At 53.8% G+C, this 20,819-nt stretch carries 19 protein-coding genes and 1 tRNA gene; 10 read left to right on the forward strand and 10 right to left on the reverse strand.

Annotated elements, in window-relative coordinates; translation table 11 throughout:
• Positions 1-97: 97 nt before the first annotated feature.
• The 5 genes from OGX80_RS10080 to pgtC all read right to left on the reverse strand — a co-directional run bounded on the left by OGX80_RS10080 (position 98) and on the right by pgtC (position 7,278).
• Positions 98-2,152, reverse strand: coding sequence for a TonB-dependent copper receptor (locus OGX80_RS10080; RefSeq protein WP_115181745.1), 2,055 nt, complete (start codon positions 2,150-2,152; stop codon positions 98-100).
• 84 nt (positions 2,153-2,236) lie between these two features.
• Complete coding sequence (locus OGX80_RS10085; protein ID WP_115181746.1) at positions 2,237-2,677, reverse strand: DUF2946 domain-containing protein; 441 nt, start codon at positions 2,675-2,677, stop codon at positions 2,237-2,239.
• A gap of 125 nt (positions 2,678-2,802) precedes the next feature.
• Positions 2,803-4,050: a two-component system response regulator PgtA gene (pgtA, locus tag OGX80_RS10090; protein WP_115181747.1), complete on the reverse strand. Its 1,248-nt coding sequence runs from the start codon at positions 4,048-4,050 to the stop codon at positions 2,803-2,805.
• Positions 4,040-6,034: a two-component system sensor histidine kinase PgtB gene (gene pgtB, locus OGX80_RS10095; RefSeq protein WP_407057111.1), complete on the reverse strand. Its 1,995-nt coding sequence runs from the start codon at positions 6,032-6,034 to the stop codon at positions 4,040-4,042. Before pgtB ends, pgtA begins: the two co-directional genes overlap by 11 nt.
• 11 nt (positions 6,035-6,045) lie before the next feature.
• On the reverse strand, positions 6,046-7,278 hold the full coding sequence (gene pgtC, locus OGX80_RS10100; protein WP_181899082.1) for a phosphoglycerate transport regulator PgtC: 1,233 nt from the start codon (positions 7,276-7,278) through the stop codon (positions 6,046-6,048).
• A 394-nt stretch (positions 7,279-7,672) separates the two neighbouring features.
• Here pgtC and pgtP point away from each other — a divergent pair, with 394 nt between their 5' ends.
• Positions 7,673-9,064: a phosphoglycerate transporter PgtP gene (gene pgtP / locus OGX80_RS10105; protein ID WP_115181750.1), complete on the forward strand. Its 1,392-nt coding sequence runs from the start codon at positions 7,673-7,675 to the stop codon at positions 9,062-9,064.
• Positions 9,065-9,199: 135 nt separating this feature from the next.
• Here the strand turns inward: pgtP and OGX80_RS10110 are convergent.
• Positions 9,200-9,287, reverse strand: a tRNA-Ser gene (locus OGX80_RS10110).
• A 370-nt stretch (positions 9,288-9,657) separates the two neighbouring features.
• Here OGX80_RS10110 and yccA point away from each other — a divergent pair.
• Together yccA and tusE are read left to right on the forward strand one after the other, a co-directional pair.
• Complete coding sequence (yccA, locus tag OGX80_RS10115; RefSeq protein WP_012132952.1) at positions 9,658-10,317, forward strand: FtsH protease modulator YccA; 660 nt, start codon at positions 9,658-9,660, stop codon at positions 10,315-10,317.
• A 90-nt stretch (positions 10,318-10,407) separates the two neighbouring features.
• The gene (gene tusE, locus OGX80_RS10120; protein WP_115181751.1) at positions 10,408-10,737 is read left to right on the forward strand and encodes a sulfurtransferase TusE; all 330 of its coding nucleotides are present in this window, start codon (positions 10,408-10,410) and stop codon (positions 10,735-10,737) included.
• Here tusE and yccX read toward each other — a convergent pair.
• Positions 10,734-11,015, reverse strand: a complete 282-nt coding sequence (gene yccX / locus OGX80_RS10125; RefSeq protein WP_058668976.1) for an acylphosphatase — start codon at positions 11,013-11,015, stop codon at positions 10,734-10,736. The two genes, tusE and yccX, sit on opposite strands and share 4 nt — an antisense overlap.
• Before the next feature lie 94 nt (positions 11,016-11,109).
• On the opposite strand from yccX, the gene rlmI reads away from it, so the two are divergent.
• Both rlmI and hspQ read left to right on the forward strand, forming a co-directional pair.
• A complete protein-coding gene (gene rlmI / locus OGX80_RS10130) occupies positions 11,110-12,300 on the forward strand; it encodes a 23S rRNA (cytosine(1962)-C(5))-methyltransferase RlmI (RefSeq protein WP_049008455.1) in 1,191 nt (396 codons plus the stop codon).
• 57 nt (positions 12,301-12,357) lie between these two features.
• Positions 12,358-12,675, forward strand: coding sequence for a heat shock protein HspQ (hspQ, locus tag OGX80_RS10135; RefSeq protein ID WP_012132956.1), 318 nt, complete (start codon positions 12,358-12,360; stop codon positions 12,673-12,675).
• Between the two features lie 60 nt (positions 12,676-12,735).
• Here hspQ and OGX80_RS10140 read toward each other — a convergent pair whose 3' ends face one another.
• Positions 12,736-13,149, reverse strand: a complete 414-nt coding sequence (locus OGX80_RS10140) for a CoA-binding protein (protein ID WP_049008447.1) — start codon at positions 13,147-13,149, stop codon at positions 12,736-12,738.
• 173 nt (positions 13,150-13,322) lie between these two features.
• Between OGX80_RS10140 and OGX80_RS10145 the strand changes: the two genes are divergently transcribed.
• Positions 13,323-13,985 carry a DUF2057 family protein gene (locus tag OGX80_RS10145; RefSeq protein WP_012132958.1) on the forward strand — a complete coding sequence of 221 codons (663 nt, stop codon included), beginning with the start codon at positions 13,323-13,325 and terminating at the stop codon, positions 13,983-13,985.
• Between the two features lie 115 nt (positions 13,986-14,100).
• Positions 14,101-14,559 (forward strand): methylglyoxal synthase, encoded by a 459-nt coding sequence (gene mgsA, locus OGX80_RS10150; protein WP_012132960.1) that lies wholly within the window; start codon positions 14,101-14,103, stop codon positions 14,557-14,559.
• A 31-nt stretch (positions 14,560-14,590) separates the two neighbouring features.
• Here mgsA and helD read toward each other — a convergent pair whose 3' ends face one another.
• Positions 14,591-16,645, reverse strand: coding sequence for a DNA helicase IV (helD, locus tag OGX80_RS10155; RefSeq protein WP_115181752.1), 2,055 nt, complete (start codon positions 16,643-16,645; stop codon positions 14,591-14,593).
• Positions 16,646-16,768: 123 nt separating this feature from the next.
• Here helD and OGX80_RS10160 point away from each other — a divergent pair, with 123 nt between their 5' ends.
• A complete protein-coding gene (locus tag OGX80_RS10160; protein WP_012132963.1) occupies positions 16,769-17,215 on the forward strand; it encodes a YccF domain-containing protein in 447 nt (148 codons plus the stop codon).
• An 18-nt stretch (positions 17,216-17,233) separates the two neighbouring features.
• Entirely contained in the window at positions 17,234-19,381 is a 2,148-nt protein-coding gene (yccS, locus tag OGX80_RS10165; protein WP_024130467.1) for a YccS family putative transporter, read from the forward strand.
• On the opposite strand, the gene OGX80_RS10170 is transcribed toward yccS, so the two are convergent.
• Positions 19,350-19,973: a TfoX/Sxy family DNA transformation protein gene (locus tag OGX80_RS10170; RefSeq protein WP_071258272.1), complete on the reverse strand. Its 624-nt coding sequence runs from the start codon at positions 19,971-19,973 to the stop codon at positions 19,350-19,352. The two genes, yccS and OGX80_RS10170, sit on opposite strands and share 32 nt — an antisense overlap.
• Positions 19,974-20,189: 216 nt before the next feature.
• On the opposite strand from OGX80_RS10170, the gene sulA reads away from it, so the two are divergent.
• Positions 20,190-20,699: an SOS-induced cell division inhibitor SulA gene (sulA, locus tag OGX80_RS10175; protein WP_012132966.1), complete on the forward strand. Its 510-nt coding sequence runs from the start codon at positions 20,190-20,192 to the stop codon at positions 20,697-20,699.
• The last annotated feature ends 120 nt before the right edge of the window (positions 20,700-20,819 follow it).

Genomic DNA, 20,819 nt, shown 5'->3' on the forward strand with positions numbered 1-20,819 from the left:
ATCCTGGTTACAGCCGAGACAGTTTAATGTTAATAACCTAAACGGCAGGTCAATGAGTCATGAAGTCGGCGGACGGTTCACGTCCGCCGGAAGGCTATCAAAACGTCACGTTCACTTTTCCCCAGAATGTTCTTCCCGGTTCATTCACTGACGTATTCGCGGAGTAACCAAAGCTGCTGTTACCGGCAAGGTTCAGGTGTTCGCTGTAGGCTTTATCAAACAGGTTATCAACGCCCGCGCTGAGTTTCACAGACTTGTTCAGCCGGTAGGCCGCATTCGCGGAGAATATGGCGAACCCCGCGCTGCTATCAAAATCTTTACCCACGACGTTCCCTTCGTTAATCGCGACGCGATGCTGGCTGCTGACCAGACGCAGCAGACCGGTACTGCTCCAGTCGCCGCGTTCCCATGTCAGACCCAGGCGCGCTTCAAGCGGTGGAATCTGCGGCAATGGCTGATGGTCGTCGGTATTTCGCCCCCAGGAATAAGCAAGGCTGGCATCGGTTTTCCATGTTTCGGTCAATTGATAGCCGATGCCCGCTTCTCCCCCCATGATGGTCGCATTGACGTTATCAACCTGACTTATACGGGGATGATGAGGGTCGTAACGGAACAGAATAAAATCATTAACCCGGCCAATATAGGCAGAAACCCAGCCGTTAAGACGCTTACCGGTATACTGCGCGCCAATATCAAGCTGAGTCGTCTTTTCCGTTTTGACGTTATCGAAAACATCTGCCGACCCGCCAGGGCCATAAGTGGGAGAAAAAAGCTCCCAGTAGTCGGGGAAACGCTCGGTATAGCCGATCCCCGCGTAAAACATCACGGGCGTCTCCGCCAGGTTATGCTCAACGCGCACAAACCCGGCCGGTAGTAGATCAGTGCGCTGCGAGGAGCCGGTGTCAGTGAAATTGTCCACCAGCACGCGATCAAGACGCGCGCCGCCTGTCACTTTGCTTTGCTCCGTCGCAAGCCAGGTCAATTCACTGAATAAACCATAGTCGTGAAAACGGGCGTCTTTGTCCCAGCGATCATCATCTTTACTGCGATGCGTGCTCAGTTGCGTATCAACGCCGCTGCGTAACTCATAGTCTGACCACAACCACGTTCCCATCATCCGTCCGCCAACGGTACGGCGATCCAGCTGCATTGCCATTGGCATACTCATCGAATGCATGGCAGAACCGTGTTCCATTGCCGAACCCATCGCCGAACCCATGCTTCCTGACATATTCATGCCGGGAGCGCGCAGCGAGTAGTTATCCATAACGTGATTCGCATAGTTGTAGTAGATATTCGCTTCTAACTTATCAAATACCTCGCCGATGCCGGATTTCTCAAACCGCATCCCCAGGCTTTCACGCCTGAACCGGGAACCGTCCATACTGCGCCCGGCATAGCGAGCTTCACCGTCGCCTTTACCCGCCGTCATTTCCAGCAGCGTGTCTTTGTCTGGCGTCCAGCCCAGCGCCATATCGCCGTTCCATTTATCCCATTTCGACGGCACGCGGTCGCCATTGCCATCTTTGTAGTCACCCGCCCGGGATTTGTTGCCGATAAGCCGCAAATAGCCGTCCTCACTTCCCAGACTGATGTCCGCATTTTCATCCCAGCGGTTATTCGAGGCGGCAAGGACGCTGGCCGTTCCCTGAATACCGGGTTTATCAAAACGCGGCTGTTCCCGGTCAAAGCGGAGGGTTCCCGCAGAGTTACCCGGCCCCCAGAGCACGGTTTCCGGCCCCTTTATCAGGGTCAGCACATCAAAACTTTCCGGGGAGATATAAGAACTCGGCGCATCCATACGTGCCGGGCAGGCTCCCGGCATTTCGCCGTTATCGGTCAAAATTCGCAGACGAGAGCCAAACATCCCGCGAAAGACCGGATCGCCGTTTGTCCCGCCATTGCGAATTTGCGAGAACCCAGGGATCGTTTTCAGATAATCAGAGCCATCGCTGGCGGGAACGGGCTGACGAGGCGTTTTTGGCGACGTGACGATTTCCAGCGGAGAAGCGACCGGCGCGGTCACAATCATTACCGAATCATCCGCCATTTTTGCATGATCGTGCTGTTCGCTTGCCCACGCCGCCTTTGCGGTCAGCGCGATCAGAACCAGAGAAGCCAGAGGAGTAAGCCCGAAGTATTGCCGTTTCATAACATTCCTTACTGTTTTTCAGGCGCAACGACGCATTGCCCGTCAAAAGGGCAAAACGCTACGCAATGTCTGTTTTTTTATTGTTTAAAACGAAAACGGAAATACAGCAGGCGGCGCGCGAGCGCGCTGAGGCGCCCACGGGCGGAAGATAACGGAAAGGTGTAATGGCCGTACCGAACAACAGATAACAAACAGCAGCAACAGCCAGAGCAAGAACACCAGCGCAAACTGGACAAACGGCAGATGTACCAGCAACTGGCAGTACCCGCAGACGATCTCTTCCACGGGCGACATCGCTTTGCCGGACATCATCTGGTGAGCGACCGAAAGAGAAGTCTGACACGGCGCAGAAGCCGCCATGTCATGGTGCGAGCCTGACGACATCATCACCATTGAGTGCGACGAGTGCTCACAGTCGGCCTGGCGGGCAATTGATTTTGAAATAACGGGCGCAATAAACAACATGGCGACGGCAAATAATGCCAGCCATGCTGTTATTCGGTTGATTCGCGTTCGCCCGTGCAAAACGTTACCCGGAGTTGAGGTGTTTGCCAGATTGTAACTGATTTACATTCGCAATATCACAACTAATTACAGGGGAACAGGTGATTCATAGCCCCACACATCACATCTCGCTCCCCTGACCTGCGCTAAAACTTATAGTGCTCTTTACTCAGGCCATATTTCTTCATTCTGAGATAGAGCTTTTTACGGGGAATTTGCAGGTACCCTGCCACTTCGTTAATGCGCCCCTGATGGATATTCAGCGCTTCGGTGATGATCTGCCGTTCAACGTCTTCAACCCGCTGGTCAAGCGGCGTCGGCTCACCGACGTGCATCTGTGGATTCGCCGTTTCCGCGAGCGGCAATACCCCCACGGCAAACAGTTCGGCGGCGTTCGCCAGTTCACGGACGTTGTTCGGCCACACCCGGCGCATCATCCCCTTCAGCAGGTCGTTATCCACCTCCGGCACCGGATGATTTAGCCGTTGACAGGCTTTCTGCAAATAGTGATGGAACAACGGCCCGATATCATCAGGTCGCTGTGACAGGGGCTGACAGGCGATTTGCGTCATGGCGAAACAGTAATAAAGCTCCGCCACAATCTGGTTGCTGGCCGCCAGCTCCACCAGCGAAGCGTTGCCGATACCGATCAGGCGAAAAGGCCGCCGCTCCAGACTCTGCAACTGCACCAGTTGATGCTGCTGTTCGCGGGTCAGATTTTCCGGGTGACTTAATACCAGCGTCCCGCCCTGAACCTGCGCGATAAGCTCATTAAGTTTTTGGGCACTGGCAGGGGTCAGTTCGCAGTAAATAAAAGGGCCCCCGGCGTTACGCCCCAGCTGGTGCAAATAGCGCGCGCCGGTCATGCGGCCGGTTCCCGGTTCGCCGTAAAGCCAGACCGCAATATCCGTCTCTGCCAGTTGCTGTAAGCGCTGACGATACTGATGCGTCCATTGGCTGCGCCCAATTAGCTCAACCTGCAATTTCTGCTGGCAGTACTGGCGACGCGCTATCACCGATTGCCTATGGCGTAACGCCGCCTCAACCAGCGAGAGTAACTTGCCCGGGTCTACCGGCTTTTGCAGGAAGTCCCAGGCTCCTTTTTTCACCGCATCCACCGCCATAGGCACGTCGCCATGTCCGGTGATAAGCAGAATCGGCAGCTGCTCGTCATCCTGATGAAACAACGTCATCAAATCGATGCCGGAGCAGCCAGGCATGCAGACATCGCTCAACACGATACCGGGCCAGTCCTTCTGCACCCACTCCCGCGCATCAAAGGGATTATTGCAGACACAGACGTGATAACCCGCCTGCTCAAGCAGCTGTGTATAGGCATCAAGCACATCGGCATCATCATCAATCAGCAGAATCGAACATTCATTACTCAACATCTTTTACATCCGTCACATTGAATTGCAGCACCACGCAGGCATTTCGCGTCAACGTGGACGCCAGGCGCAACGCGCCTTCCATTTGCGTCATCAGCGAAACACAAATCGAAAGCCCAATGCCCAGCCCCACATCTTTACTGGTCGTAAACGGCTTCAGTAATGAGGGTAGCAAGGCCGCAGGCCAGCCGGGGCCATTGTCGGCAATCAACACGCACAGCGTGTCGCCCTGAATTTGCCAGCTCACCGTAATTGCCGCCGCGTTCGGGCAGGCGTCGAGCGCATTCGCCAGCACGTTCACCAGCACCTGCTGGATGCGTACTTCATCACCGCTGACCCAAACGGTTTCATCCGGTATCGCGAGCGCCCCCTGCTGAGGCTTATGGCGCATCGCCAGCAGTTCCCACGCCGCCGTAAACGTCTGGCGCAAATCAACCGGATGCAGCGGCGTTTCCAGTTCAGCACGACGGGTAAACTGGCGCAGCGAGCGGATAATCGCGTCAATGCGGTTAATCAGCCCTTCCGCTTTGCTTAACGTCGTTCGCGCCTGTTCCGTCTGCCCCTGTTCAATCGCCCGTCCTGCCGTAAACAGATACATCGACAGCGCATTCAGCGGCTGGTTGATCTCATGCGCCAGCGTGGTCATCGTCTGCCCGACCACCGCCAGTTTTGCCGTCTGGATCAGCTCGTCCTGGGTGGCGCGCAGATCGGCCTCAATCGCTTTTCGCTCGGCGATCTCCTGCTCAAGTTGCTGTTTTTGCGCGTTAAGCTGACCCAGCGTGTGGCGAAGCAAACCCGCAATACGCCCCAGCTCATCCCGCCCATACACCGGAATCGTGGCATCCGTCCGCCCTAAACCAATCTGCACCACCGCCTGATTCAGCGCGGTAAAGCGTTTCACCAGCCGCGAACGAATAAAATAATGGTTCAACACCCACGCCAGCAGCAGCGCCAGCAGCGTCGCCACCAGAATCAACCCGCCGCTAACGCGGACAATCTGCTCCATACGCTGATTAAACATCTGCATTTGCTGGTGACTGCTGCCCAGTTGGGCCTCAAGCAGCGTCCTGAAGCGCCCCAGCGTCGCTTCTCTGGCGCGGCTGGCATCCACTAACGCTTTTTGCGCGGCGACATAGTCGCGCATGGTGTCCGGCATTTTATTTTTCACCATGCCAATTTCCAGCAGCTCATCAATGGTCTGTCGCAGGGTGATCGTGCTCGGCCAGTCATTCAGCGCACGAATATTTTCATCCGCCGTTTTTTTCAGGTTTTCGAGATAGCGGATATGCGTCTCAACCAGCATGCCATCATCATTTCCAGACTTCAGTTCATTGAGCCTGTCGCGCAGGTCGTCAACAATTTGATTCTCGATGCGCGTCAGCGTATAGACCTGCTGCTGCTCGTTCTGTACTTCACGGGAGCGTTTCAGGTACTGCGCCGCATCGCCTTGCCGGGCTTCAATCTGATCCAGCAGCGTTCCCTGTTGCCAGGTGAAATCCTGCACCAGAGAATTCAGTTCGGTGGTGAAATCGTCGTGAAGCCAGTCAATACGCGCAGACAGCTCACCCACCTTTTCACGTACCAGAAACATGTTGTAGAGCACGCGATCCAGTTCCGACAGCAGCGCGCGGCTGTCCTGCAAAATCACCGCCAGCTGCTGGCGTTCTGCGGGTGACAGCCCCTGGCTCAGCCGCTCGATTCTATCCAGATGTTGAATAATCTGGTTGCGCAGTTGCAGGCGCACCGTAGTGTTCGGCGCCAGCAAAAACTCATTCAACTGATCCACCACCAGATTGAGATTCCCTTCAATCAGAAAAGCAGAATGGATGCGGGGAAAATACTCATCCAGCGAATAGCGTATTTGCGAGCTTTGCTCATACCATGAATAGAGGCTGACGCTGCTGACTATCAGCGTCAGCAGCGCCCCCATCAGGAAAGCACCCCGTAAACTGCTGCTGATGCTGATTTGCCGCAGACGTTGCAGCATTGACCCGCCCTTCATTTCAGTTCTTCCAGTTTATTGATCGCCTGACGCTGGTTGTTGAGAAACCAGATCTGCCACTCCATCATTTGCTGCTCCGCAAAGCTCTTATTGTCGAACTGCGCCAGCCAGGCTTCATCTTCGCTGCTTGCCGGATCGACCGGCACACGGGTTAACAGCGCGCGTATTTCAGGCAACGGACGCTTAAGACGGGCTTCCGCGCTGTGCAGCGCTCGCCAGGCATCTTTCAACTGGGCGAGACGAAAGCTGATTGCCGTATCAAACATACGCTGAACCAGACGCTGACGTTTCAGGATCAGCCGATAATTTAACGGCGGTTGATTCATCAGCACCGCCTGTTGCGCTGCCCGTGGGTTTCCTGCCGCCAGCGGCGTAACCGGATATTTCCCCGTATTGGCGTCAGCGAGGATCCGCTGCCCTTCCGGGCTTAGCAGATAGCGAATAAAACGCCGCGCTTCGCTGGCATGCTGGCTGTTTTTGAGTACCGCGACATAGGTGGGCGAAACGGCCGACTGCGGAAAGTAGGTAAAGGCCAGATGAGGATCGTTCAGCAACAGATTGGCATAGTTATCAATCACCGGGCCGGCCACGCCCAGCCCGCTTTTTATTTTATCCGCCACGCCAAAGCTGCGTGATGAAATCGTCACGAGGTTTCCCGCACTCGCCAACAACGTTTCCCATCCCTGCGACCAGCCTTTTTGTTGCAACAGCGACTCCACCATCAGGTGGTTGGTATCCGAGCGCGATGGGCTGCTCATCAGCAGCGCCCCCTGATATCTGGGATCGGTCAGGTCGTCCCAGTCCGTTGGCGAAGGCAGATGCCGTGCAGTCAGCGCCGAGCGATTAATCAGCAAACCGAATCCCGATATAGCCACGGCAACGGAGGTTGAACGGATCGATTCCGGCACCAGATGTTGACTGACTGACGGCGCACCGTTGAACGGCGCCAGTTTTTGATGTTCCTGAAGATGCTGAAGCAACATCGGCGACGAGGTCAGAATCAGATCAACGTTTTCTGCATTTGCCGTATCAAGCAACTGTTCCAGCGAGGCGCTGGTGCGATTGAGCGTGCGAATCATCACCGACCCCGGCTCCGTCTGCCAGCGCTGGATAATCCACGCGGTGGCGCTGGGGGAAAATGTTGTCGCCATCACCAGTTCATTGCTTTGCGCCGCACAGGGTCTGAACAACGCGGTCAGCAGCAGCAACGCGAACGTTTTGCTAACCATCCCGCCCCGACGAAGAAACATGTTTGTGATCCCGTTCATAAATATTGAGATATCGAAAAAATAGCGTTGAGACAAAACTTACCCGTTTGTGACGATTAGCGGATGAATAACCACTATCGTAAAAATATTCGTGCTGGCATCCGAAAATACCAGCAAAGATTACCAGATAATGAATGTGGAATTTGTTAATATCCGCACAAGCCAGACATAAATTCAGCGCCTGATTAATTACGCCGCATTTCACTCATTCAAAACGTGTCAAAAATAACCTTTCAATTCATCATTTTGAGTCAATTTTGACACATTTCATCGACTTGAGTTTCATGGCCGCTTATTTCACTCTTCATGCCGAATACTCCTGATGTTCATACCAATATAAAATACAGGTGACGACATGTTATCAATATTTAAAACAGGGCCATCGGCGAATAAAGTTCCTGCTGAGAAAATTCAGGCAACTTATGGTCGATACCGTATGCAGGCGCTGCTTAGCGTATTTCTGGGCTATCTGGCGTACTATATTGTGCGCAATAACTTCACATTATCCACGCCTTACCTGAAAGAACAGTTAGACCTGAGCGCCACGCAGATCGGTTTGCTCAGTAGCTGTATGCTCATTGCGTACGGAATCAGCAAAGGCGTCATGAGCAGCCTCGCAGATAAAGCCAGCCCGAAAGTCTTTATGGCCTGCGGCCTGGTGCTGTGCGCTATCGTAAACGTCGGATTGGGGTTCAGCACCGCATTCTGGATCTTCGCTGCGCTGGTTGTCCTGAACGGCCTGTTTCAGGGGATGGGCGTCGGCCCCTCTTTTATCACTATCGCTAACTGGTTCCCGCGTCGGGAGCGTGGACGTGTGGGGGCGTTCTGGAACATTTCGCATAACGTTGGCGGCGGGATTGTCGCCCCGATCGTAGGTGCCGCGTTTGCAATCCTCGGCAGTGAACACTGGCAGAGCGCCAGCTACATTGTTCCGGCCTGCGTGGCGGTGGTTTTCGCCCTGATTGTACTGCTGCTTGGTAAAGGCTCGCCGCGTGAGGAGGGTCTGCCTGCGCTGGAAGAGATGATGCCGGAAGAGAAAGTGGTGCTAAAGACCAGACACGCCGTAAAAGCGCCGGAGAACATGAGCGCATTCCAGATCTTCTGCACGTACGTGCTGCGTAACAAAAACGCCTGGTATGTCTCCCTTGTGGACGTGTTCGTCTATATGGTGCGCTTCGGCATGATCAACTGGTTGCCTATCTACCTGCTGACGGTGAAACATTTTTCCAAGGAACAGATGAGCGTCGCTTTCCTGTTTTTTGAATGGGCGGCCATTCCTTCTACCCTACTGGCCGGCTGGCTCTCCGACAAACTGTTCAAAGGGCGTCGGATGCCGTTAGCCATGATCTGTATGGCGCTGATCTTCGTCTGCCTGATCGGTTACTGGAAAAGTGAATCTCTGCTGATGGTGACGGTTTTCGCGGCGATTGTTGGCTGCCTGATTTACGTCCCGCAGTTTCTGGCCTCCGTCCAGACGATGGAAATTGTTCCCAGCTTTGCCGTAGGTTCAGCCGTTGGCTTACGCGGATTTATGAGCTACATCTTTGGCGCCTCGTTAGGCACCAGCCTGTTTGGCGTGATGGTGGATAAAATGGGCTGGCACGGCGGTTTCTATCTGCTGATGGGCGGGATCGTCTGCTGCATTCTGTTCTGCTATCTCTCTCATCGCGGCGCGCTGGAACTTGAGCAACAGCGTAAGAACACTCAGCAGGAAGACGCCCCTTTAACACTGGCCGACGCACAATAATCGCCCACACCAGGGAAAAGAAAATCCCGGATAGCTTTTGTTATCCGGGGTTCGGCATGATCTGAAAGAAGCGGGATACGATATTTTTTGACACAAAAACAAAGGGGCTACCTTTCGGTAACCCCTTGTTTAATCTGGCGGAAGCGCAGAGATTCGAACTCTGGAACCCTTTCGGGTCGCCGGTTTTCAAGACCGGTGCCTTCAACCGCTCGGCCACACTTCCGGAATGAGGCGCACTATAAACATCCCGATGCGCCGTGTAAAGCCCGAATGTGTTCGTTTGCCTGAAAAACAGTCAAAAAGCTGTTAATAGCCTGAAATAACAACAAATTGACCATTTATTCAGCATAAAAAAGAGGCCCGGCGGCAAATGTTCCGTTGCGCCTCTTTTATTATGCGCTCATCATCAACCTTTACTGCCGCCTCTTCTCCCCCGTCACGTTTTATGTCGAGTGGGTTTCGCGACAACGCCTGAAATAACATGCTTAACCTGTTAGAGATCAAATGCGTAAAGATGGGTAAAACCGCTGTGTGATTATCAGCGGTTTTATTATCCTCTTTCGCTAACTACATCTGTCATAAGAGAGTGACTCATGGATCGTATTATTACTTCTTCACGCGACCGCACATCGCTACTCAGCACCCATAAAGTGCTGCGCAATACCTATTTCCTGCTGAGCCTGACGCTGGCGTTCTCTGCGATCACCGCCACCGCCAGTACGGTACTGATGCTGCCGTCTCCGGGTCTCATTCTGACGCTGGTAGGCATGTACGGTCTGATGTTCCTGACCTATAAAACGGCGAATAAACCCACCGGTATCCTGTCGGCGTTCGCCTTTACCGGCTTCCTGGGCTACATTCTTGGCCCGATTCTCAACGCCTACCTCTCAGCGGGTATGGGCGATGTTATCGGCATGGCGCTGGGCGGTACGGCACTGGTCTTCTTCTGCTGCTCCGCTTATGTACTGACAACGCGTAAAGATATGTCCTTCCTGGGCGGTATGCTGATGGCGGGTATCGTTGTGGTGCTGATTGGCATGGTTGCGAATATCTTCCTGCAACTGCCTGCGCTGCATCTGGCCATCAGCGCGGTGTTTATCCTGATCTCTTCCGGGGCAATCCTGTTCGAGACCAGCAACATCATCCGTGGCGGTGAGACGAACTACATTCGCGCAACGGTCAGCCTGTATGTCTCGCTGTACAATATCTTCGTCAGCCTGCTGAGCATTCTGGGCTTCGCCAGCCGCGATTAAGATATAAGAACGCATTAACCAAGCCCCGCTTATGCGGGGCTTTGTTTTTTGGTAAACTGGCGCCAGTTTGACTAACGCTGTGAAGAATTTATGTTGATCTTTGAAGGCAAAGAAATCAGTACGGATAGCGAAGGCTATTTAAAAGAGACGGCGGAATGGAGCGAGCCTCTGGCAGTCGCGATTGCTGAAAAGGAAGGTATTGCCCTCTCTCCTGAACACTGGGAAGTGGTGCGTTTTGTGCGTGATTTCTACCTGGAGTTTAATACGTCTCCGGCCATCCGCATGCTGGTGAAAGCAATGGCGAATAAGTTTGGCGAAGAAAAAGGCAACAGCCGCTACCTGTATCGCCTGTTTCCGAAAGGCCCGGCAAAGCAGGCAACGAAGATTGCTGGCCTGCCTAAACCGGTGAAATGTATTTAATAGCGGATACGGAAACCTGTTAACTCCTCGCCAGGGCGATGTGGCTCACTCAGAACCCTTTCTACCCTGGCGCTACGTGGCCCACCATCCTTCAGCCACTTCATCAGTTTGTCCACCTGTTCACTTTCGCCACAGGCCACCACCTCCACGCTTCCATCATCCAGATTGCGCGCATAGCCCGTCAGCCCCAGACGCTGCGCTTCATGCTGCGTGGTATAGCGAAAACCAACGCCCTGAACCCGACCGTGTACCCAGGCGATTATGCAAACTTTCGACATTATTGTGCTCCTTATCATCGCGGGGCGCGTTGCAAATCCTCGCAAAACTCAGGACAATGGCGCCCATTTCTTTGATTCGACAGAATAGCAAATTATGAGTGTACGTTTAGTGTTAGCCAAAGGGCGCGAAAAATCTTTACTTCGTCGCCATCCGTGGGTCTTTTCCGGTGCCGTAGCCCGAATGGAAGGTAAAGCCAGCCTCGGTGAAACCATCGATATTGTTGACCATCAGGGTAAATGGTTAGCGCGCGGCGCCTATTCTCCCGCTTCGCAAATTCGTGCACGCGTCTGGACATTCGATCAGGCGGAATCCATCGACATTGCGTTCTTCACTCGTCGTCTGCACCAGGCGCAACAGTGGCGCGACTGGCTGGCGAAAAAAGACGGGCTGGACAGCTACCGTCTGATAGCCGGTGAATCCGATGGCTTGCCGGGCATCACTATCGACCGCTTCGGTAACTTCCTGGTTCTGCAACTATTGAGCGCTGGCGCGGAATATCAACGCGCCGCGCTGATCAGCGCGTTGCAAACGCAGTATCCCGAATGTGCGATCTACGACCGCAGCGACGTCGCCGTGCGTAAAAAAGAGGGGATGGAACTCACCCAGGGGCCCGTCACCGGCGAACTGCCGCCTGCCCTGCTGCCCATCGAAGAGCATGGCATGAAGCTGCTGGTGGATATTCAGGGGGGTCATAAGACAGGCTATTACCTCGATCAACGTGACAGCCGCCTGGCGACGCGTCGCTATGTGGAAAACCAGCGCGTGCTGAACTGCTTCTCCTATACCGGCGGATTTGCCGTGTCAGCACTGATGGGTGGTTGCCGTCAGGTGGTGAGCGTTGATACATCGCAGGAAGCGCTGGATATCGCGAAGCAAAACGTTGAGCTGAACAAACTGGATCTGAGCAAAGCCGAGTTTGTGCGTGACGATGTGTTCAAACTGCTGCGCACCTATCGCGATCGTGGAGAGAAATTCGACGTCATCGTGATGGACCCGCCGAAGTTCGTCGAAAATAAAAGCCAGCTGATGGGGGCCTGTCGCGGCTATAAAGATATCAACATGCTGGCTATCCAGTTGTTGAATCCGGGCGGCGTGCTGTTAACGTTCTCCTGTTCCGGCCTGATGACCACAGATTTATTTCAGAAAATCATTGCAGATGCCGCAATAGATGCCGGTCGTGATGTACAATTTATAGAGCAGTTCCGTCAGGCTGCCGATCATCCGGTGATCGCTACCTACCCGGAAGGGCTGTATCTGAAAGGGTTTGCCTGTCGCGTCATGTAACTTGAAAAGTGGAATGTTACCCTCATATTGAGAGTATCTATTTCCCGGGAGGTGACTATGATTGCCAGCAAATTCGGTATCGGCCAGCAGGTCCGCCATTCCCTGTTAGGTTACCTCGGAGTGGTCGTGGATATCGACCCGGAATATTCGCTTGATGAACCGTCACCTGATGAGCTGGCGGTTAACGACGAACTTCGCGCCGCTCCCTGGTATCACGTGGTGATGGAAGATGATGAAGGCCAGCCTGTACATACCTATCTGGCTGAAGCCCAGTTAAGCAGTGAAACGCAAGATGAGCATCCCGAGCAACCCTCGATGGATGAACTGGCGCGCACTATTCGCAAACAGCTGCAAGCGCCGCGTCTGCGCAACTGATTCAACGTAAAATGCCCGATAGCGCGACGCTTATCGGGCTTACACGCTATGTCTGAGCCCTTATTTCGCCAGCCCTAAACGCGGAATCTCTATTGCCGGACAGCGATCCATCACGACTTTCAATCCCGCATTTCGCGCCAGCACGGCAGCCTGCTCATTAATTACGCCCAGTTGCATCCATAAGGTCCTCGCGCCAATGGCGATAGCTTCCTGCGCGACGCCCCATGCGGCTTCTGAATTACGGAAGACATCAACCATATCGACCCTTTCCGGTATGTCAGTCAGCTTCGCATAGCCTTTCTGCCCCAACAACGTGGTTCCGGCCACCTTCGGCGAGACAGGAATAACGTGGTAGCCCTGGTCGAGTAAATATTTCATCACACGGTAACTTGGGCGCTCGGGCTTATCACTTGCCCCCACCAGCGCGATGGTACGCGTGGACGTCAAAATGCCAGCGATATCGGTCTCTTTCATCATCTTTCTCCAGGCTGTTTTGCAAAGTGTACGACAAACCTGACATTGCAACCATTCATCCCATACGGACGTATGAGAGCAAAAGCTAAAAATATGTCTATATGTTAGTAAACATGATTAGCGAAAAATTTTGATACATTATTAACCGGGCGGTTTTTGGACAGGAGAACCCTATGAAAACCGGCATTATAACCATGTTATTCGTTCTGTATTTGCCGGTAACCGCCTTTGCCACGACCCTTCGTCTTTCAAATGACATTGACCTTTTAGTGTTAGACGGCAAAAAAGTCTCCAGTTCATTGCTGCGCGGCGCGGACAGCATCGAACTGGACAATGGCCCGCATCAGCTTGTGTTTCGCGTTGAGAAGACCATTCGCCTGTCCAGCCACGAGGAACGACTCTACATTTCTCCCCCGCTGGTGATCAGCTTTAACACGCAACTCATCAGCCAGGTCAATTTTCATCTTCCGCATCTGGAAACCGAACGAGAAGCCGCGCATTTTTCCACCACGCCGCGTCTGGAACTGCTGGACGGCGACGCAATGCCGATTCCGGTCAAACTGGATATTCTGGCAATCACCTCGACCGCCAAAATCATTGATTACGAAACCGAAACTGAGCGCTACAACAAAGCCGATAAACGCGCCTCCTTGCCGCAGTTCGCCACGATGATGGCCGATGACAGCACGCTGCTTTCCGGGATCTCTGAGCTGGACGCCGTTCCGCCGCAGTCTCAGGCACTCACGGAGCAGCGACTCAAATACTGGTTCAAACAAGCCGATCCGCAAACGCGTAATAACTTCCTGCAATGGGCGGAAAAACAACCGCCCTCCTGACATTTTATGTCGACGCTGGCGAGTATGACGAGTCGGCGCGCATTTTTTTCGTCTTTCTCTTGCAGCGTCAAGCGCTTCCAGTACTCTGTAGCAAGGTTAACTACGGAATTGAACTATGGAACTGACGACTCGCACCTTGCCTGCACGCAAACACATTGCTCTGGTGGCGCACGACCACTGCAAACAGATGTTAATGAGCTGGGTGGAACGCCACCAGCCGCTGCTGGAAAAGCACGAGCTTTATGCCACAGGCACAACCGGAAACTTAATTCAACGCGCCACGGGTATGAACGTTAACGCGATGCTGAGCGGCCCGATGGGCGGCGATCAGCAGGTCGGCGCCCTGATCTCTGAAGGGAAGATTGATGTGCTGATTTTCTTCTGGGACCCGCTCAATGCCGTTCCGCACGATCCAGATGTGAAGGCGCTCCTGCGTCTGGCTACGGTGTGGAACATTCCGGTCGCCACCAACGCGTCTACGGCTGACTTTATTGTCCAGTCTCCCCATTTTAACGATGCCGTGGATATCCTGATCCCGGATTATCAACGTTACCTGGCTGAACGCCTGAAATAACGCTCCCACAGGCGGCACAAGCCGCCTGCTCTTAAGGCTTCCTCGCCACCGGCACGTCCAGATGCTTAAGATCGTCCACAAAGCGCGACGGATTCTCTTTGTTAAATAACAACCAGACCCGATGCCGGGCGCGCGTCAGCGCCACATACAGCAGTCGCCGCTCTTCCGCATCCGGGAAATCCTCCACCTGCGGCAGTAATGCTTCTTCCATAATCGACTCGCGCGCAGGCGCCGGGAAACCATCACTGCCTTCCTGTAACCCGACAATAATCACATAGTCAGCCTGCTGACCCTTACTGGCATGGATGGTCATAAAATCCAGTTGCAGCTTAGGCCAGCGGGTCGCCGCTTTTTCAAGACTGGCTGGTTTCAGATGGTGGTAGCGCGCCAGCACCAGAATGCGCTCATCCTCTTTCGCATATCCTGAAAGCTTATCCAGCAAGGCATCCAGCTGGTTTTCATCCAGTAACGTTACCGCTTTCTTATCGCCCGCCGTCAGACTGTTAAGCGGCTTTTTGAGCTGATGCGGATTTTGTTGGATAAAACGATTGGCGATTTCGCCAATGCGCCCGTTAAAACGGTAGGTTGTATCGAGGTCACAGCGATCGCCCTCGCCAAAAGTGTGATGAAACGCGGTCGTTAAAGAGAGCTGCGCCCCGCTGAAACGGTAAATCGCCTGCCAGTCATCGCCAACGGCAAACAGCGTGGTATGCGAATTTTGTTTGCGCAGCGCCGCCAGCAATGCCGCACGCTGCGGGGAGATATCCTGAAATTCGTCCACCAGAATATGTTTCCAGGGACTGATAAAACGCCCCTTTTCCAGGATAACGATCGCCTGGTGGATAAGCCCGGAGAAATCGACGGCGTTTTCCTCTTTCAGCGCGCCTTTCCACGCTTTCAGCAACGGCGCCATCAATTTGATGCGCTTACTGAACAGATCGCGAATCTCCTCAGGCGCACTGGCGATCATCTCAGCCTGAGCGCCGCCATGCATTCGCATCAGGCTCACCCAACGGTCCAGCCGGGAGGCCAGACGGCGCTGTAGCTTTTCATCATCCCAGAAATTGCCCTCAGGCAGCGGCCATTGCATTTCCTCTTCCAGCCACTGCCGCCACCCTTTCGCCTGCGCTTTTTTCTCGCTGCACTGTTGACGCCAGGTTTTGATAAACAGTTTATGTCGCGCGGCAGCGTCGTTTTCCAGTTTGCTGATGGTCGGGACTTTCTTACTCCCCTGCTGAATGATATGCAGCGCCAGGGCGTGAAACGTACGGGCGGCGATCGCGTCCGTATGCAATCTTTCACGAATACGTTCGTCCATCTCTTCTGCGGCCTTGCGGCCAAAGGCCAGCAGCAGAATTTGCTCAGCCGCCGCTTCTCCCCTGGCTAACAGCCAGCCTGCGCGCGCGACCAGCACAGACGTCTTACCGCTCCCGGCTCCCGCAAGCACCAGCAAAGCATGTTCACCATTGACCACTGCTCTGGCCTGCGCCGGATTCAGCGGCGAGGACTCAATGTTCTGAAAGAAGTCGGCATATTCCGTCAGCATCACCTCGGTATAGGCCTGGTTATGCTGCTGGCGGCATCCCTCGATATCGTTCAACCATGCCAGACAGCTACGCCAGGCATCGCGGCAGTTCTCAAACTCCTCCAGGCGATTAACCGGCAGCGGTAACGCAGCAAAAGCGCGGCGAATGTGTTGCTGTAATCCTGACGTTTGCTCGCGCGTTAACCACCGTTTTTCTCCGGTTCGCTCGGCAATAAGATCCCGTTGTTCCTGTAAAACCCGGGCCGCCACCTCGCTCATCTCCTGGCTCCAGCGCTGCCAGTGCGCATCCAGGTAGTGATGAAAACGCTGCGTCTCTGCCCATTCAGTACCGTGCAGACGCACCACTTTGTCATCCGGGAGGACAAACTCAAGCTCCCCCCACACCAGTCCCCGTTTACAATGAATAGCCAGTAACTGATTGAATGGAATAAGATACTCGTGGCGATCGCCCGAGACTTTAATACCGGCATTGAGAATAACGGCCCGATCGTACGGGTGTTGCGCCAGACGTTTTCCAAGAGAAGTTGCTTTCAGTTCCATGACTCAGCGAATCCAGACGAAGAGTATTTCTTGTCAGTGTAACCGCCAGAGAAAACGTGCTCCAGCCCAAAAAAACGTTACAATTGCCTGCAATCACAGAAAACCAGAGTTAGCCGAGGGTTTATGCGTACTGTTCTGAATATTTTAAATTTTGTATTGGGTGGTTTTGCCACCACTCTGGCCTGGCTGCTGGCCACACTCGTCAGCATCGTGCTCATTTTCACATTACCGTTAACCCGCTCATGCTGGGAGATTACAAAACTTTCGCTGCTTCCCTACGGCAATGAGGCCGTTCATGTTGACGAGCTGAACCCGGCAGGAAAAAGCACGCTGTTGAATACCGGCGGTACGGTACTCAATGTTTTCTGGCTGATCGTCTTTGGCTGGTGGCTCTGCCTGATGCACATCGCCTCCGGCATTGCGCAATGCATTACGATCATCGGCATTCCCGTCGGCATCGCGAATTTTAAAATCGCCGCCATTGCGCTCTGGCCGGTAGGACGCCGCGTGGTTTCCGTAGAGACAGCTCGCGCGGCGCGTGAAGCCAGTGCGCGTCGCCGCTTTGAGTAATCAGGACTGATGGCCTTTATGTTAAGTCCCTTGCTCAAACGCTATACCTGGAACAGCACCTGGCTGTATTACGTTCGCATTTTTATCGCGCTGTGCGGCACAACGGCCCTGCCCTGGTGGCTGGGCGATGTCAAACTCACCATACCGTTAACGCTCGGTATGGTCGCCGCCGCCCTGACCGATCTGGATGATCGTCTCACCGGGCGTCTACGCAATTTAATCATCACATTAATCTGTTTTTTTATCGCCTCCGCTTCCGTGGAACTGCTCTTTCCCTGGCCGTGGCTGTTCGCGATTGGATTAACGCTCTCTACCAGCGGATTCATTCTGCTCGGCGGTTTAGGGCAGCGTTACGCCACCATTGCTTTCGGGGCGCTGCTTATCGCTATTTACACGATGCTGGGCACCTCGCTTTACGACCAGTGGTATCAACAGCCCATTCTGCTCCTTGCTGGCGCCGTATGGTACAACCTGCTGACGCTGACCGGGCATCTGCTCTTCCCGATTCGCCCCTTACAGGATAATCTGGCGCGCAGCTACGAACAGCTGGCACGCTACCTGGAGTTGAAGTCGCGCTTGTTTGACCCGGATATCGAGGATGAAAGCCAGGCGCCGCTGTATGATTTAGCGCTGGCCAACGGACAACTGATGGCGACGCTGAATCAGACGAAAGTCTCTCTTCTTACCCGCTTACGCGGCGACCGGGGGCAACGGGGAACCCGTCGCACGCTGCACTACTATTTTGTCGCGCAGGATATTCACGAGCGTGCAAGCTCATCGCATATTCAGTATCAGACGTTGCGCGATCATTTCCGCCACAGCGACGTGATGTTCCGTTTCCAGCGCCTGATGTCGATGCAGGGGCAAGCCTGTATGCAGCTCTCACGCTGTATATTACTGCGTACGCCTTATCAGCATGATCCACACTTTGAGCGCGCGTTTACCCATATTGATGCGGCGCTCGAACGTATGCGCGCCGCTGGAGCATCCGCTGACTTACTCAAAACACTGGGTTTTTTATTGTCCAATCTGCGGGCGATTGATGCGCAACTGGCGACGATTGAATCCGAGCAGGCGCAGGCAATGCCGCGCAGCGAATCAGAAAACCTGCTTGCCGACGACAGTCCTCACGGATTCAGTGATATCTGGCTACGTCTGAGCCGTAACTTCACTCCCGATTCAGCGCTATTTCGCCACGCGGTGCGTATGTCGCTGGTGCTCTGCGTCGGTTACGCGCTGATCCAGATTACCGGCATGACTCACGGTTACTGGATCCTGCTCACCAGCCTGTTCGTCTGCCAGCCTAACTATAACGCCACGCGGCACCGGCTGGCGCTGAGAGTCATCGGGACGCTGGTCGGCGTCGCCATTGGTATACCAATCTTGTGGTTTGTCCCCTCGCTTGAAGGCCAGTTGATACTGCTGGTCATCACCGGCGTCCTGTTTTTTGCTTTTCGAAACGTACAGTATGCCCATGCGACGATGTTCATCACCCTGCTGGTGCTACTCTGTTTTAACCTGCTGGGTGAAGGCTTCGAAGTTGCCTTGCCGCGCGTGATCGATACGCTGATCGGCTGTGCGATCGCGTGGGCCGCCGTCAGCTTTATCTGGCCCGACTGGCGCTTTCGTAACCTGCCGTGTGTCCTGCAACGGGCCACGGATGCGAACTGCCGCTACCTGGACGCGATCCTTGAGCAGTATCATCAGGGGCGTGATAACCGGCTGGCCTACCGCATTGCCCGCCGTGACGCCCACAACCGTGATGCCGAGCTGGCCTCGGTGGTGTCGAATATGTCCAGCGAACCCGATGTCACTGCCGAAACTCGTGAGGCGGCGTTTCGGTTACTCTGCCTCAATCATACCTTTACCAGCTATATCTCTGCTCTGGGCGCGCATCGCGAACAGCTCACCAACCCGGATGTTCTGGCGCTGCTGGATGATGCTGTGTGTTATGTCGATGATGCGCTTCACCATCAACCCGCCGATGAACAGCGCGTTCACCAGGAGCTGGCAAGCCTGAAAGAGCGGATTCAGCACCTGGAGCCAAAACCAGACAGTAAAGAACCCCTGGTGGTGCAACAAGTCGGCCTGCTCATTGCATTACTGCCTGAGATCGGTCGTTTACAGCGGCAAATCACGCCGTCGCCTTCTGGTGCTCCGGCGTAAGCGACTGCGCCCACTCAGCAAGCTCCTGGCGGCGTACCGCCGGGAGCGCCGCTTCATGTACGCCAGCGATTGCCCCTTCTAACGCATAGAGAGTTTTCACCGTCAGCAGCTTATTGCTCTCTCTTAGCCGCAGCCAACACATTTTTGCGCCGAGTATCCGCAATGTGTTTTCATCATTAATTCCGGCCTCATGCAGAAGGTTCTCCAGATGAAACGTCACGTTTGGCAGATTCTTCAATCGACGTTGTGAAAAACGGGTACGTTTTTCTTTTATGGCTGCATCCAGCGAATACTGCGATAAAAGCACCAGCTGTTGTTGATCGCGCCATAAGCTTTCATCCACCCGGTAATAATTCAACATAACGGGACGGCCACGTTTCATAAATGTTAACCAGACGGGGGAATGCTTCACGCAGTACGCGACGCTTTGCTCACAGGCGCGCAGGTATAGCTCTCCCTCAGCCACCATCGCAAACACCGTATCCTCGATTGTCAGGCTGTAGCTACCAAACAGCGAACGATAGTGAACCGTGCCCAGAGAGGCTAAATATTCTTGTGATTTATAGATCTTGTCATAGGAACGTAATTTCATAAAATCCCTTTTAAATCATAAAGTAAAAGAATGATTTGCAGTAACAGATCCGTTAATGACGAAAATAGGCAACTTATTCTCAGTGAGCAAGATGAATTTCATTTTTACGGCGACAACAGATAAAAATTGCGAGTCTGTTTCCGAAAATAGGGTTGATCTTTATTGGCGGTAGGGTTACTGTATATCCATACAGTAACTCACAGGGCTGGATTGATTATGTACACTTCAGGCTATGCAAATCGTTCTTCGTTGTTCTCTTCCACTGCGGGCAGCATTGCGCGCGTCTCTTCAGAGAACACCACCGCCGGGCTTATTAGCGAAGTGGTCTATCGCGAGGACCAGCCCATGATGACGCAATTACTGCTTTTACCGCTGCTGCAACAATTAGGTCAGCAATCACGCTGGCAGCTCTGGCTGACGCCGCAACAAAAGCTGAGCCGGGAATGGGTTCAATCTGCGGGGCTGCCTTTAACAAAAGTGATGCAGATCAGCCAACTTTCTCCATGCCATACGCTGGAGTCGATGATTCGCGCATTGCGGACGGGCAACTACAGCGTCGTTATCGGCTGGCTGGCGGATGAGCTTAGCGAAGAAGAACACACCCGGCTTGCGCAAGCGGCAGATGAGGGAAATGCGATGGGATTTATCATGCGTCCTGTGAGCGCACACGCTCATGCCACGAGACACCATTCCGGGCTAAAAATTCACTCAAATTTATATCATTGAGTGAAATTAGGATTTATCCTGGAATTTTTTTTCTGCTCTTTCATCTGCTCTGAAGCTTAATACTTTTTGTGTGTGAATGCTTGTCAGAAGCGGTTTCCGCGATTTTCGCTGAGCGATTTC

It is taken from the genome of Citrobacter sp. CK194, from assembly GCF_030333395.1.
GTDB lineage: Bacteria > Pseudomonadota > Gammaproteobacteria > Enterobacterales > Enterobacteriaceae > Citrobacter_B > Citrobacter_B koseri.